The sequence below is a fragment of the Pseudactinotalea suaedae genome (assembly GCF_009733815.1).
Lineage (GTDB): Bacteria > Actinomycetota > Actinomycetes > Actinomycetales > Beutenbergiaceae > Pseudactinotalea > Pseudactinotalea suaedae.
In genome coordinates this window covers 220,380-234,348 of sequence record NZ_WNXY01000008.1, presented here as the reverse complement: position 1 = coordinate 234,348, position 13,969 = coordinate 220,380, and the positions used below count along the sequence as shown (strand labels likewise).

Here is a 13,969-nt window from a genome sequence, read left to right as displayed (position 1 = left end):
CGGGGCGGCGGGGAGGCACGCGAGCACGGCCGCCGCGGCGACGGCAGCTCGTGCTAGGCGTCCCATCCGGGTGCTCCCGGCTCCGGGTCTCAGTCGGTGGTGGCGGTGAGCTGCCAGGTGGCGGTGGTCTCGCCACCCTGCCCCAGGCCGGCGGCCGCGGTCACGATGAAGCACAGCTGCGTGGCCGCACCCGGCTCGGTGGTCGGGTCGCCCACGGGCAGCGCGGTGGTGCCACCGGCGATCTCCGCGTCGTCCGCGAGCGTCGTCGCGGTGCCCAGCAGCGTGCCGCCGGTCGCGGTCTCGTCGCAATCGGCGGCCGCGTCGATGGCGTACACCGAGTAGCCGAGCTGGCCCGAGTTGGTGCCCGTGGTGTCGGTCGAGTCGATCGCGACCAGGTCGAGGGTGGCGGGCGCGGTGGTGCCCGCGTCGAGCCGCACCCAGAACGGCGCGTAGGTGACGTCACCGGGCGAGAGGTTGTCGAAACCTGCCGAGAACCCGAGCGCGGCAGCGCCGTCGGCGGCGGCGTGGTCGGCGTATCCCTCGGCGGCACCCTCGGTCGAGCCCTGCAGGTTGAAGACACCGGAGCTGAAGGTCCCGGTCGCGAACTCGCTGTCGTTCCAGGCGGCGAGGGTCGCCGCTGCGCCGATCCCGAGCACGACGCCGCCCGCCAGCAGCGCACGGACCTTCCTGCTCATACCTGTGCGTGACGTTGCTGACGCTGTGGTGCTCATCCGATTTCCCCGACTGTTGACGACGCCGGCGGATCAGAGGGCGCCCCCAATGGCGCCGTCAACGCGGCTCGTTTGGTTGACGACTCTAGCAATGCCGGTCAAGCGCAGTCGCCCCCTCGACCCTGTGACGGTGCGCACCATGAAGGTGAAGCGGTCCCCGCATCGGCATCCATAGGGTTCGATGAGGCTGTGACGAGCGAGACGATCCCGGACCCGAGCGGCCCGACCCAGAACACCGATCCGGCGATGGCCGCCGTCACCACGGCGCGCGAGACCGCCGAGAAGGTCGCCGAGCACGGTGAGCCGCCGCCACCGCGACGCGCGGCGATCATCTTCAATCCCACGAAGGTCGACCGCGAGGTGCTGCAGGCCGCCGTCACCGCTGCGGAGGAGAAGGGCGACTACGAGTCGAGCCTGTGGATCGAGACGAGCGCCGAGGACCCGGGCGTCGCGATGGCGCGGGAGGCCGTCGAGGCGGGTGTCGGTGTGGTGCTCGCCGCCGGCGGTGACGGCACGGTCCGCGCTGTTGCTGAAGGCCTCCGTGGCAGCGGCGTCGCGCTCGCGCTGATCCCGAGCGGCACCGGCAACCTGCTGGCTCGCAACCTCGGGCTCGTCCTCGACGACGTCGATACCGCGGTCTCCACGGCCTTCGCCGGCGAGGAGCGCCAGATCGACCTCGGCGTGGCCGCGTTGCGTCGCGAGCACGGCGGCGAGGTCGAGGAGCGCGTGTTCCTGGTGCTGGGTGGCGTGGGGCTGGACGCGCAGATGCTGGTCAACACCGACTCCGAGCTGAAGAAGAAGGCCGGCTGGCTGGCCTACGTGCAGGCGATCGGTCGTTCGTTGAAGGGTGGCCGCCGCATCAGGCTCGGCTACCGCATCGACGGCTCGGAGCCCCGCAAGGCTCGCGTGCACACGTTGATGGTGGGCAACGTCGGCATGCTGACCGGTGACGTGGTGCTGCTCCCCGACGCCGAGATCGACGACGGCGTCCTGGACCTGGTCGCGCTGCGACCGGACGGTGCGGTCGGCTGGGCCACGGTGATCTTCCGCGTGCTCGTGGAGCACCGCATCATGCGCCGCAAGCCGGACTCCACGACGCTGCCCCTGAACAAGGGCGGCTCGATGCAGCTGGACGCGCTGAAGTACCTGCGCGGCGAGCGCATCGAGGTCCGGCTCAACGCGCCGGAGCCGTTCGAGCTCGACGGCGACGAGATGGGTGACGTGGTCGCCTTCACGATGAGCGTGGAGCCCCAGGGCCTGACCGTCCGCGTGCCCTGAGTCCTCGCTAGGCGCCGGCATCGGCGAGCAACGGGTCGACGGCGTCGGGGTCGTCGTCGAGACCGGCCATGTCCTCGCCGAGCGCGTGCAGGGCATGATCGATCGCGACGGCGTAGGTCACGTCGGTCCGTCTGGTCGCTCCCCAGGACGACCAGCCCCACCGGCTGGTGCGGGCGGCGACCAGCAGCCCGTCGGGCAGCGACGCGCTCGCGAGGTCCGCGAAGAACGGCAGCGACGAGACGTAGCTGCGGAACGCCTCCCAGCGGCGCGCGAGCTGACCGCGCCACGGCGCCACGACCACCATCACGCGGCCGTGCTCCAGCCGGTTCGCCACCAGGTCGATCTCCCAGCCGAATCCTTCACGTACCGATGACGGTGTCGCCGAGAGCACGACGACGGCGGCTCGCTGAGCGAGCTCGGTCACCTTCTCCTGCCACTCGTCGTGCCCGTAGGAGGCGCGTGCGGCGCCGATCTTCGGCAGCCGCGCACCGGGTGGGGCGATCGCGACCACCGGGCCGCTGCGTTGCAGCTGCACCACGATCGCCTCCTCGAAGCGGCGCCGTCGGATGACGTTCAGCGTGTCCATCAGACCGCGCCGGTGCAGGGTGGCAGGGAGCGTGAGGCGGTCCTCGTCGAAGGACCGCAGGTACAGGATCGGCGGGCGCGGGTCGGCGACCAGCACCTCGCGCAGCGACGCCGCACGCAACCGCCGCCCGAGCGCGTCGATCCCGGCGACCGCCACCAGCAGCGCGACCACGCCCAGCAGCACCAGCACCATCGAGTCCCGTATCAGCAGCCCGACCGTGACCAGCAGCAGCACCGGCGCCGCGGACCCGGCTGCCGCGATCTCCCCGATCGAGGGGATCCGGTCCGCCGGAGGCAGGACCACGCTGGCCACCGCTGCCAGGGCGGTCCCGAGCACCACACCGATCGCGAGGGCGTAGGCGAGCGCGCTGAGCGCGGTGCCCCACCAGGCGCGCGCCCCGAGCGTGGTCGGCAACCGACCGGCGTGCTCGACCGGCAGTGCGGCGTTCTTGCGCACCATCACGACGCCACCGACCGTGCCGAGCACGCCGACGAGGACGCGCGCCACGCCGTCGACCACGGCGCCGAGCGCCGTGTTCAGCACCCCGAAGACCACGAGGCCGAGCGCGATTCCGGTGACCCACCACCCGGCGCGGCGCCAGCGCCGGCGCCGGGTCAGCGCGGCAGCGGCCGGCGTGATGTCCCGCCACCGGGGCTCGGCCGTGGCGACGTCGTAACGCGGGCGGCGCAGCGCCACCACGGCGCGTGCGGGCAGCACCAGGAGCAGCCAGATCATCAGCGGAGCGGCGATGAGGATGCCCTGCACGCCGTAACCGTCGGCCTCCGGCGGCAGCGGGTCACCCGGCAGAGCCGCGGCCAGGTCGGGTGCGTGCTCGGCGCCCAGCTCGAACGCCTGGGCCGCGTCCCCACCTGGAACGCTCGTCGCGAGCACCACGATGGTGGTCTCCTGCACCCAGACGCGCAGGGCGACGCCGTCGGACTCCGACCAGCTCACGTGCTCGACGTCGAGGACCTTCTCCTCGGGGTGGTCTTCGGAGAAGAGCACCTGCCCCGATGCTGCCGCCTGCGCAGCGGTCGGGCTCTCGCACGGTACGAGGATGAGCCCGACCTGCTCGCTGCCGCTCGCCCACGTCCAACGCCCTCCCTCGGAGCAGCGCGACTCGCCGTCGATCAGGTACGCCGCGTCGTCCTGCAGCTCGTAGCCGGCGGGTGACCAGGGTGGCTCGTCGGCGTGCGCGGGCGTGTGCGGCAGGACGATCAGCAGCACGGCCACGACGAGCACCGCCAGCACCCGCAACGGCGACCCGGGCTGACGCATGACCCGATCATCGCTGCTCCTCGATCACGTGTCACCCCGGGCGGCCTCGCACCGCTGTGACCGCCGTCCCATGATGGACACCAGCGACGATGTGGATCTCATCGCGCCAGTCGTCGGCCGCGAGCCGGACAGCATGATCGGCTTGGCACCCTCGATGGCGGTCCAGCGTTGCAGCGGGTCGGGCGGGATCGACCGATCAGCTGACGGCGCGCCACCAGTCACGGGAGCTGAACAGGACGTCGCGGCGCCAACGGACGGTGTGGTCGAGCAGACGTTCCTTCTCGTGCGCGTGTGCGCCGTCGTCCCACAGGTTCTGGCGCTCCTGGGGGTCGGCAACCAGGTCGAAGAGCTGACCATCGTCAGCATCGGAGAAGGAAACGAGCTTCCAGCGGCCGTCGTAAGTCATAGTCATCATCTCGGACTCGCGTTGGATACCGTCGCGAGCCTGCTCGGCGAACACCACGTCGCGGCCCGTCCACTCCTGCCCGAGCAGTGCGGGCATCAGCGATCGTGCTGAGACGCCCGGCAGCTGCTCGACGCCAGCGAGCTCGAGGATCGTCGCTCCGAGGTCGAAGTGGGAGATCAGGTCAGGCACCGTCGCCCGGGGGCGGAACCGATCGGGCGCGTGCACGATCGCGGGCACCCGCACGGCAGGTTCGTACATCGTCCATTTCTGCGAGAGACCATGGTCGCCGAGCGCGTCGCCGTGGTCAGAGGTGAACATGATGACGGTGTTCTCGAGCACACCGCGCCGCTCGAGCGCGCTGATCAGCTCTCCGACCTGCTCGTCGATGAGCGTCACGTTCGCGTAGTAGTGGATCCGCTGGCGTCGCAGCTGCTCGGGTGTGGGGTGCTCCAGGTGGACGATCGAGTCGTGGTCGTGCTCAAGGTGCTCGCGACGGACGGAACGCACCTGCGGCGGCATCGCCGCGAACTCCGCCTCGTCGCGGTTGACCTCGGGCAGATCGACATCGGCGTAGAGGTCGAGCAGCCGCGCCGGCGCGTCGTAGGGAGGGTGCGGGCCGGGAAACCCGACCTGGAGGAAGAATGGCTCGTCGCCGGGGTAGGTTTCGAGCCAGTGCGTGGCGATCGCGCCCACGAACGCGTCGGCGTGCAGCCGCTCCGGCAGCGTCCACTCGAACGCGCCGAGGCGCTCGTGATAGTCGGGCTCGTTGCGCAACGTGCGCCGATCCGGCTTGGTGACGCCGCTTGCGTGCAGCGCCTTGTCCCAGTTGTCGAGCAGGTAGGGCACTGTGGGGGTGCCGCGGTCCTTGTTCTCGACGACGTGGCGCTCGTGAAACCCGGTTGGCGCCTCGTAGGGGAACGTGTGCATCTTCCCGACGTTGACGCAGCGGTAGCCCGCAGTTGCGAGATCCTCGACCCACGTGCGCGGCCACGACTCGTCATTGCGCAGCACGCCGCAGCCCGAGGGATACAGGCCGGTGAAGAAGCTCGCGCGGCTCGGCGTGCACGACGGAGCGGTCACGTGCGCGTGCCCGAAGGCGACGCCCTCGCTGACCAGCCGGTCGAGGTTCGGCGTGACCATGTGCGAGTACCCGAGCGCGGCGATCGTGTCGTGGCGCTGCTGGTCGGTCATCACCAGCACGACATTGGGCCGGTCGGGCGCGCTCGTCTCAGGCATCGAGGTCCTCGTTTTCGGGGGCGTCGACGTGCAGCCGTACCCCGGCGGCCTCCAGTGCTTCCTGGACGTCAGAGGGTGGCGGCGAGTCGGTGACCAGGTGCTGTGCGGAGTTGAGGGGAGCGACCAGCGCGAACTGGTGTCGGTTGAACTTGGTGGCGTCGGTGACGACGACGACCGTGGTGGAGCGGCGGATCATCTGCCGCATCATCGAAGCCTCGCCCAGGTTGCTCACCGAGTAGCCCTCCGTGGTGACACCGCCGACGCCGATGATCGCGATGTCGAAGTGCACCATCCCGGGAACTTCGACATCCGGGAACGACGTGAATCCGATGGTCACTTGGGAGCTGAAGCGGACATCGCCCCCGAACACGTAGAGATTGTTGACAGCGTGGGCAGGGATCTCGAAGGGGATGCTCAGGTTGTTGGTCGCGACCGTGAGCTCGCGGTGATCGGTGAGGTTGCGCGCAACGGCCAGCGTGGTGGTGCCGCCGTTGAATGCGACCACGGCGGCGTTCTTGATCAGTGGTGCCGCCAGCTCGCCGATGCGGGCCTTCTCCTGCTCCTGCAGCATCTGCCGGATCCGGAGCTCGCGGTCGGGGCTGTTGAGGAGCGAGTTGGCAACGGCGCCGCCGCGGGTCCGGGTCAGCTGCCCGTCCTTGTGGAGGGCGGTGAGGTCGCGTCGGACGGTGTCCGGCGAGACGTCGAAGTGCTCGGCGATCTCGTGAACGCTGGCCTGCCGGGCGGCCTCCACGAATCCGACGATCCGGTCGCGGCGGACCGCGGGTAGCTCTCCTCCCGCAGCGTCCGACGGATCGATGCCCACTGCGCTCATCGGTCAGCCTCCCTCGCCCGCCATGCTGCTGTCATGCCCGAAACGTACCGGCTCTAGAGTGCGCGTTCCTGCGCTCAGGCCGACAACTTCTACGAAGACTCTTGCACGATTGCGCAGAAACATGCAAGTATCACGCACCACTTCGGCACGAATGCGCACCACACAGCAGTGGTGCCAGACCGGCAGCACACTTGGAGGAGCTATGAACAGCGCTGTTCGACACACCCGCTGGCGTCCACGGAGCCAGGTACTTGTGGCCACGCTCGGCGTCGCCGCTCTCGCGGCAGGCTGCGGCGCAAGCGGTGGCGGCGCGAGCGAGGGCGGAGACGTCACGATCGAATTCATGCAGTGGTGGGAGCCCGAACTTCCTGATGGGGAGTTCGCTGCCCTGATCGAGCAGTTCGAGGAGGAGAATCCCGGCATCGACGTCGAGCTTCTCTCCGGGCCCTACGCTTCGATCAAGGACCAGGTCATCGCGGGGTCGGCATCCGGCACCATGCCGGATGTCCTCGGTCTCGACGGCGCCTGGGTGCACGACTTCGCGACGCAGGGTTCGATCGCCGACCTGTCCGCCGCGATGTCCGACGCCGGTTACGACGACTCGCAGCTCGCCGCACAGGTCCAGGTAGACGGCTCGACCCGCATGATCCCGGTGGTCAACTTCGCCTACCCGATGTTCGTCAACAACGAGTTGCTGGCGGAGGCCGGTGTGGAGGTCCCGACCACCCGGAGCGAGTTCATGGCCGCGGCTCAGGCCGTCACGGACTCCGGCAGCGGAGCGGCCGGGTTCATCGCGGCCCTCGGTCTTGAGAAGCCCAACGGCATCAACATCGACATCATGCCGTGGACCTGGGCCTCGGGCGGCACCATGCTCTCCGACGAGGGCGGTCCCGCCGTCAACAACGAAGACGTCACCTCTACCGTCGACTTCATCAAGCAGATGTGGGACGCCGGGGTGATCGCACCAGGTGGTCTCACCATGGCCGAGCAGGACAAGGTCGAGGAGTTCACCAACGAACGTGTCGCCATGATGGTGTCCTCGTTGGCCCACATCAACCTGATCCGTGAGAACAGCCCGGACCTGGACTTCTCCGTGGTGCCGCTGCCCGTCGAGGACGGCTACACCGGTGAGTCAGGTGTGCGCTACGCGTCCTGGGGCATCGGGATGTCGGCCAACAGCGAGCACCCTGAGGAGTCCTGGAAGCTCATCGAGTTCCTCATGAGCGAGGGAGCGAACGGGCAGCTCAGCGCCTTGGCGAACGGATTTCCTGGTAACGCCAACGTGACTCCCGACTTCACCGAATCGGACCCCCTGTTCGAGGACGCGTTCACGATCTGGGAAGCCGGCTATCCCGTCAGTGAGTTCACGGGCCTGCCGTTGGCCGATGAGCTGATGCGGGTCTTCGACGAGGAGCTGCAGCAGGTGCTTGCTGAGGACAAGCCGGTCGACGAGGCGCTCGGGAACATCCAGACGGAGTGGGAAGGCATCTTCTAGCCGCCTGCGCGGCGCGGAGGGCCCATCGCCCACACCCTTCGCGCCGCCACCCCTCCTCCGCAGTCAGCCGCAAGAAAGGCCTCACAGTCGTGGCTCAGAGCAGACAGCACAAGGTGACAGCCGCCGCTTTCGGCTACCTGTCGCCGACGCTGGTCCTTCTGGCAGTCCTGATGGCGCTGCCGATCGGCATGGTCGTCTGGTACTCCCTGCAGAACAACGTCATCACCAACGCGAACCCGGAGTTCATCGGATTCGAGCACTATCTCGACATCTTCGGGGACAGCCAGTTCCACGCCGCGATCAAGAACACCTCGGTGTTTGTCCTGGCGTCGGTCGTCGCCCACCTGTTCCTCGGCCTCGGGTTCGCGATGCTGCTCAACACGCAGCTGCTCCCGCACTGGGTCAAGACGCTCTTCCGCACCATCTTCGTGCTGCCCTGGCTGCTGACGGTCGCGATCGTCGCAGTCCTGTGGCGGCTCATCCTCAACCCGAGCGGTGTCTTCAACTACCTGCTCGTGTCGACGGGCGTGATCGACTCGCCCCAGGAGTGGCTGGCCGACCCGAAGCTGGCGCTGTTCGCCGTCGTGCTCATCAACATCTGGTGCGGATACCCGTTCTTCATGATCAGCATGCTGGCGGGCCTCCAGGGCATCTCCGCCGAGCTGTACGAGGCGGCCTCGGTCGACGGGGCAGGTCTGATCCGGAAGTTCTTCTCGATCACGCTTCCCCAGCTGCGACCGATCATCATCTCGATGTTGCTGCTGGACATCATCTGGACATCCCACCAGTTCACCTTGATCTGGATGACGACCGGCGGCGGTCCGCTGGACCGGACCGAGCTGCTCTCCACCTACACCTACAAGCTCGCGTTCTCGCAGTACATGTTCTCGGCCGCCTCGGCCAGCGCGGTCGTCGTCCTGGTGATCTCCGCAGTGCTGGCCTTCGCCTACGTCCGACACCAGCGAGCGAGGGACTGACCATGACGACGACGACCGTGACCCCGGTGCCGCCCACGGCACCCGTGACCGGTGTGCGCACCGGGCGCCGACCGCCGCGCAAGATGACCTCGGTGAGCCGACGCAGGGTGGCGATCACGCTGACCCTGGTGGGCCTGATCCTCGGGGCACTCTTCGCGGGTGCGCCGGTGATCTGGATGTTGTTCTCCTCGTTCAAGTCCAATCCGGAGATCTTCGCGTACCCGCCCCAGCTGCTCACGGAGAACTCGTCGTTGGCTCCGTACCTCGCGATCCTCAACGATCCCCGGCAGCTGCGCTTCTTCGTCAACTCCTACGTGGTCTCGCTCGCGGTGGCGGTGCTGACGCTGCTCGTCGCCGTGCACGCCGCGTACGCCTTCAGCCGCTACGACTTCCCCGGCAAGAGCATCGTCAACATCGCGGTGATCTCGGTGCAGGCTGTGCCGCCGATCACGCTGCTGATTCCGTACTTCGGTCTCGTTGTTGCACTTGGTCTGTACAACACCTACCCCGGCCTGATCCTCACCTACATGGTGTTCACACTGCCCTACGCGATCATCATGATGACGGGGTACTTCAACACGTTGCCCAAGGAGCTCGACGAGGCAGCACGTGTCGACGGGACATCTTCGTTCGGGGCGCTGTGGCGGATCCTCATCCCGATCGCTGTACCGGGCATGGTCTCGGTCGGCATGTATACGTTCATGATCGCTTGGAACGAGTACTTGTTCGCGCTGACGTTGACGCGAACAGACGACATGCGCACCGTTCCGATCGGCATCCAGCTGCTAATGGGCCAGCACTCCTACGACTGGAACCAGATGATGGCGATGAGCGTGCTGGGCTCGCTGCCGGTGATCCTGCTCTTCATCTTCTTCCAGCGGTACTTCATCGGCGGCATGACATCCGGGTCCGTCAAGAGCTGACGCGCCACCACCGAACGAGAGGCAGCACGACCTTCATGGCACTCATCACAGGGTCTGAGATCCTTGCACCGGCGAGCGAGCACGGCTTCGCCGTGCCGGCACTGAACCTGTCCGACTTCGGCATGCTGATGGCGGCGTTCGAGGTGTGCGAGGAGCAGAAGTCGCCGCTCATCGTGGCCCTCGGTCCCAAAGAAGGGAATTGGATCGGCCCCGACTTCATCCCGGCGGTGCTCTCGCGTGCGGCGCGCAGCAGCGTCCCGACCGCGCTGCACTGGGATCATGGCAACGATCTGACCGAGGTAGTTCGGGCGATCCGGCTCGGTTACACCTCGGTGATGATCGACGCCTCGCTGCAGCCCTTCGAGACGAACATCGAGATCACGTCGCGCGTCGTTGAGATCGCCCACGCTGCCGGTGTCTCGGTCGAGGGCGAGCTGGGGACCATCGGCAAGACCGAGGGCGCCGACGAGGGCGGCACCGACGACATCCTCTACACCGAGCCGTCCGAGGCGAGAGAGTTCGCCGATAGGACCGGCATCGACTCGCTCGCGATCGCCATCGGCACCCGACACGGCATCTACCCCAAGAGCCTGACCCCGCAGATCAAGCTCGATCTGCTGGACGCGATCGACGACGTGGTCGACATCCCGTTGGTGCTGCATGGCGGATCGGACAACCCCGACGCCGAGATCCGCGATGCCTGCACCCGGGGGATCAACAAGGTCAATATCTCTTCCGACGTCAAGACCGCCTTCTACAGCGGCATGCGCGAGGTGCTCCAGGACCGGAAGCTGCTCGACCCGCGACTGATCGTGCCGACAGCGATGGATGCCGCCAAGGAGTTGGTGCGCCACAAGATCGGCCTCTTCGCATCCGCCGGCACCACCCACCACTACAGCTGACCCCACCGACGAGATTCAGAGGAGCCATACATGCTGCTGTCCGGAGACCAGGTGCTGAAAGTGGCGGCCGAGGGCAACTTCGCCGTACCCGCCTTCAACATCAGCGACTACTCGATGATGAACGCCGTGTTTGAGGTCTGTGAGGAGAAGCAGGCGCCGCACATCATCGCGATCCACCCGGACGAGGTGAGGCACATCGGGCGATACGTGCTTCCCGCCATCATCGATCGTGCCCGCACGTCGTCGGTCCCGACAGCGATCCACTGGGACCACGGCGCCACGTTCGAGCAGGCGCTCACGGCGATCCAGTACGGCTTCACGTCGGTGATGATCGACGCCTCGTTGCTGCCGTTCGACGAGAACGTGGCGCTCTCGAGGCGGGTGGCGGAGGTCGCGCACGCAGTGGGCGTCTCCGTGGAGGCCGAGCTCGGCACGATCGGGAAGACCGACGGCTACGCCGAGTCCGGGACTGACGACATCATCTACACGGTGCCCGCCGACGCGGCACGGTTCGTCGAGGAGACCGGTGTGGACTCGCTGGCCGTCGCGATCGGCACCCGGCACGGCCTCTACCCCTCCTCGCTCACGCCCGAGCTCAAGCTCGACCTGCTCGATGAGATCGACGCGGTGGTCTCGGCGCCGCTCGTGCTGCACGGGGGTTCCAACAACCCCGACGACGAGATCGCACAGGCATGCAGGCGCGGGATCAACAAGGTCAACATCTCCTCGGACATCAAGGTCGCGTACTACTCACGCATGCGTGAGGTGCTCGGCGACGAAGGCCTGCGGGAGCCGAACGCCATCCAGCCCTCGTGCGAGGCCGCCCTGCAGGTGGTCGCGGCCCAGAAGATCGACATGTTCGGCGCCGCGGGAAAGGCCTCCCTGTACCGATGAGCGTTGCAGGCACGAGGGTCGTGCTCGGCATGGGTGGGTGCGTCGACCACGAGATCGCGTGGGACGCGACGGCGATCGAGGAGCTCGTGCGAGAGCACGGGATCACGGACGAGGACCTGGCGATGCCGAGCGCGGTGGTCGGTGAGCGGGACATCCTGCGCACGCTGCTCGTGCAGATGCGGGAGGACAACGGAGGTGAGCGCTTCGTCGAGGACGCGGCAGCGTTGCTCACTTTCGCGCGCCGATTCCCGGCCGTCGTCACGCTGGGCGGGTCAAGCGTGCGTGCCGCTGTCGCGCTCGATCGGCTCGGTGTGCCCTCTCTGCTGCACCTGGTCTCGATCGACGACGACGTGCGACGGCTGCTCCCGGCTTCGACCTCCTACCTCTGCAGTGCGGAGACGGACTCAACCGATCCCCACGTGATCGTGCAGTACCCCGCAGGCGCGCGGGTACGTGTGGGTGACACCGAAGTGGTCGCGTCCCGGCCCAACCGGCTGATCTTGGTCAATGACCCCCCGAACGCCGAGCTGCGCCTTCATCCTGACTTCGGTGAGGCTGTAGCGGCGGCCGAGGTGGTCGTGGTGTCGGGGTTCAACTCCATGCAGGACCTGGCAGCGATCCGTGAGCGCGTCGGGCAGGTGCGCCAGGCACTGGAGCAGCGGCGCCCCGACGCGGTCGTCCTCTACGAGGATGCCGGCTTCCACCACGACGAGCAGCGGCAGGTGGTGCTGAGCGAGCTGGCCGGTGTGATCGACATCTGGTCCATGAACGAGGACGAGGCGCAGATCTATCTCGGACGCCCGCTGGACCTGTTGGAGGCTGACGCGGTGGCGGATGCGGTCCGCGAGCTGCACGCGGTCGTGGGGGTCGCCACCCTCGTGCTGCACACACAAGAGTGGGCGCTTGCCCACGGCGGCGCGACCGACCGCCGAGAGGCGCTCCGCTCCGGGGTGCTCACTGCGACGGCACGCTTCGCCCACGGTGACGACTGGCGAGCCGAGCATCGCGACAGCGTCGCCGAGATCCCGATCGAGCAACAGATGGCGGCGGTGGCCGCGCGGATCGAGGACGCTGTGGCTGAGAACATCGCCGTCGTGACGATCCCGCGCCCCGCGACGCCCCGACCAACCACCATCGGGCTCGGCGACACCTTCCTTGGCGGCCTCGTCGCGGGTCTGGTGGCACCGTGACCGGCGGCAGTGACGCTCGCCAGCGCTACGAGCAGCTGGTCGAGCAACGCGAAGCGCTCGTCGCCGCGAGCGGGCCGATCGTCGCCGGCTTCAGCGCCACCACCGATGCGCTGCACCGTGTCAGCGACGCGGCGCTCGAGCGGCTCATGACTGCCGGGCATGTCGGCTCCGACACCTTCGGCCAGGGGCTGGCGACGCTGCGGAGATGGCTCCTGGAGGGACGCGACGGTGAGCTCTTCATCGACGACGAGGACGCAGAGCCCCTGTTGGAGCAGCTCGCCGGCGCACCCGAGCGGGTGCAGTGCGGCGGGACGTCGATCCAGGCGTGCTGGAGCTGGTCGTCGCTCGGGCTGGCTCCGCTGCTGGCGTTGACGAACCGCAGCGAACGGCAGCTGCGCGCCACGGCCGAGCACGTGCGGGTGATTGCCGCCGGTGAGCCGATCACGGTGCGCCGGGTGACTCCGGTCCCCGGTCCGGTGGTGCCGTCCAACCATGTGCTGGAACTGACACGCGGGACGAGTGGCGGCGGCGTGACGGTCGCGCGGTCGAGCCGTATCACCGTGGTGCTGGCCCGGAAGCGGCTGCAGCTCGACCCTGGCTTCCTGACACGCTCGGCTGCGCTCGTGCGCGACGGCGTGGGGCTGGTCTCAGGACTGAACGGGATCGGTCGCGCCCGTGAGGCGGCAGTTCCGCAGGTCGCTGAAGCGGCCGCGGGGTGGCGCGCCGGTGGTGCTCGGCTCGTGCACCTGGAGCTTGCCGAGTACGCAGGCGCAGGTGAGCTGGGTCGCGTGATGGAGCTGGTGGGTGAACACGTGGACTCGGTCGGCATGAACGCGAGCGAGCTCAATCGCCTCGTTGGCGCCGGCGACCCGGCGCACGTGGCAGCGGCGTTCGCCGCCGAGCACAAGCTTGCACGGGTGGTCGTGCATGCCGACGAGTGGGCGATGAGCGTTCATCGCCGTGATCCGGAACGCGAGGAGCTGGCGCTAGCCGCGGGGAGCCTAGCGGCGGCGAACCGGGCCGAGGCGGGTGAGCCACGAGGGAGCTGGGTCATCCCGGACCACTCGAGTCTCGCCGTCGAGATCCCGCCTGCGGGACCGGTCACGCATGGGTACCGCGCGAGCGTCGTCGCCACCCCGTACCTGGTCACGCCGCGCTCAACGATCGGGCTTGGCGATACGTTCGTGAGCGGCGACCTGCTCGTGCAGGCCAGCTCAGCAGACCTCAACTGAAGGAGACAG

The 13,969-nt window shown here is 68.2% G+C and carries 12 protein-coding genes; 8 read left to right on the top strand and 4 right to left on the bottom strand.

The features are described 5' to 3' along the window. Nucleotides 1-89: 89 nt before the first annotated feature. The gene (locus GPA04_RS14325; protein WP_156224858.1) at nt 90-695 is read right to left on the bottom strand and encodes a SipW-dependent-type signal peptide-containing protein; all 606 of its coding nucleotides are present in this window, start codon (nt 693-695) and stop codon (nt 90-92) included. A gap of 225 nt (nt 696-920) precedes the next feature. Here GPA04_RS14325 and GPA04_RS14320 point away from each other — a divergent pair, with 225 nt between their 5' ends. Further along, on the top strand, nt 921-2,009 hold the full coding sequence (locus GPA04_RS14320; protein WP_241680809.1) for a diacylglycerol/lipid kinase family protein: 1,089 nt from the start codon (nt 921-923) through the stop codon (nt 2,007-2,009). Nucleotides 2,010-2,016: 7 nt separating this feature from the next. On the opposite strand, the gene GPA04_RS14315 is transcribed toward GPA04_RS14320, so the two are convergent. The 3 genes from GPA04_RS14315 to GPA04_RS14305 all read right to left on the bottom strand — a co-directional run bounded on the left by GPA04_RS14315 (nt 2,017) and on the right by GPA04_RS14305 (nt 6,347). Then, complete coding sequence (locus GPA04_RS14315; RefSeq protein WP_156224857.1) at nt 2,017-3,873, bottom strand: hypothetical protein; 1,857 nt, start codon at nt 3,871-3,873, stop codon at nt 2,017-2,019. Between the two features lie 196 nt (nt 3,874-4,069). Continuing rightward, entirely contained in the window at nt 4,070-5,515 is a 1,446-nt protein-coding gene (locus GPA04_RS14310) for a sulfatase family protein (RefSeq protein ID WP_156224856.1), read from the bottom strand. Continuing rightward, nucleotides 5,508-6,347, bottom strand: coding sequence for a DeoR/GlpR family DNA-binding transcription regulator (locus GPA04_RS14305; RefSeq protein ID WP_156224855.1), 840 nt, complete (start codon nt 6,345-6,347; stop codon nt 5,508-5,510). Before GPA04_RS14305 ends, GPA04_RS14310 begins: the two co-directional genes overlap by 8 nt. 343 nt (nt 6,348-6,690) lie before the next feature. Between GPA04_RS14305 and GPA04_RS14300 the strand changes: the two genes are divergently transcribed. The 7 genes from GPA04_RS14300 to GPA04_RS14270 all read left to right on the top strand — a co-directional run bounded on the left by GPA04_RS14300 (nt 6,691) and on the right by GPA04_RS14270 (nt 13,960). Beyond that, nucleotides 6,691-7,842 (top strand): ABC transporter substrate-binding protein, encoded by a 1,152-nt coding sequence (locus tag GPA04_RS14300; RefSeq protein ID WP_241680808.1) that lies wholly within the window; start codon nt 6,691-6,693, stop codon nt 7,840-7,842. A 113-nt stretch (nt 7,843-7,955) separates the two neighbouring features. After that, the gene (locus GPA04_RS14295; RefSeq protein ID WP_241680807.1) at nt 7,956-8,819 is read left to right on the top strand and encodes a carbohydrate ABC transporter permease; all 864 of its coding nucleotides are present in this window, start codon (nt 7,956-7,958) and stop codon (nt 8,817-8,819) included. Nucleotides 8,820-8,821: 2 nt separating this feature from the next. After that, entirely contained in the window at nt 8,822-9,742 is a 921-nt protein-coding gene (locus tag GPA04_RS14290) for a carbohydrate ABC transporter permease (RefSeq protein ID WP_241680806.1), read from the top strand. Nucleotides 9,743-9,777: 35 nt separating this feature from the next. Continuing rightward, nucleotides 9,778-10,644, top strand: coding sequence for a ketose-bisphosphate aldolase (locus GPA04_RS14285; protein ID WP_156224853.1), 867 nt, complete (start codon nt 9,778-9,780; stop codon nt 10,642-10,644). A gap of 30 nt (nt 10,645-10,674) precedes the next feature. Continuing rightward, nucleotides 10,675-11,538 (top strand): ketose-bisphosphate aldolase, encoded by an 864-nt coding sequence (locus GPA04_RS14280; protein WP_156224852.1) that lies wholly within the window; start codon nt 10,675-10,677, stop codon nt 11,536-11,538. Beyond that, nucleotides 11,535-12,728, top strand: a complete 1,194-nt coding sequence (locus tag GPA04_RS14275) for an ADP-dependent glucokinase/phosphofructokinase (RefSeq protein WP_156224851.1) — start codon at nt 11,535-11,537, stop codon at nt 12,726-12,728. Before GPA04_RS14280 ends, GPA04_RS14275 begins: the two co-directional genes overlap by 4 nt. Next, entirely contained in the window at nt 12,725-13,960 is a 1,236-nt protein-coding gene (locus GPA04_RS14270; RefSeq protein WP_156224850.1) for an ADP-dependent glucokinase/phosphofructokinase, read from the top strand. Before GPA04_RS14275 ends, GPA04_RS14270 begins: the two co-directional genes overlap by 4 nt. Nucleotides 13,961-13,969: the final 9 nt, after the last annotated feature.

What these genes read in the sequence shown, in the direction of transcription:
- GPA04_RS14315 (WP_156224857.1), bottom strand. Translation starts at nt 3,873, where the DNA reads ATGCGTCAGCCCGGGTCGCCGTTGCGGGTGCTGGCGGTGCTCGTCGTG.
- GPA04_RS14275 (WP_156224851.1), top strand. Translation starts at nt 11,535, where the DNA reads ATGAGCGTTGCAGGCACGAGGGTCGTGCTCGGCATGGGTGGGTGCGTC.
- GPA04_RS14285 (WP_156224853.1), top strand. Translation starts at nt 9,778, where the DNA reads ATGGCACTCATCACAGGGTCTGAGATCCTTGCACCGGCGAGCGAGCAC.
- GPA04_RS14310 (WP_156224856.1), bottom strand. Translation starts at nt 5,515, where the DNA reads ATGCCTGAGACGAGCGCGCCCGACCGGCCCAATGTCGTGCTGGTGATG.
- GPA04_RS14290 (WP_241680806.1), top strand. Translation starts at nt 8,822, where the DNA reads ATGACGACGACGACCGTGACCCCGGTGCCGCCCACGGCACCCGTGACC.
- GPA04_RS14325 (WP_156224858.1), bottom strand. Translation starts at nt 695, where the DNA reads ATGAGCAGGAAGGTCCGTGCGCTGCTGGCGGGCGGCGTCGTGCTCGGG.
- GPA04_RS14305 (WP_156224855.1), bottom strand. Translation starts at nt 6,347, where the DNA reads ATGAGCGCAGTGGGCATCGATCCGTCGGACGCTGCGGGAGGAGAGCTA.
- GPA04_RS14280 (WP_156224852.1), top strand. Translation starts at nt 10,675, where the DNA reads ATGCTGCTGTCCGGAGACCAGGTGCTGAAAGTGGCGGCCGAGGGCAAC.
- GPA04_RS14300 (WP_241680808.1), top strand. Translation starts at nt 6,691, where the DNA reads ATGCAGTGGTGGGAGCCCGAACTTCCTGATGGGGAGTTCGCTGCCCTG.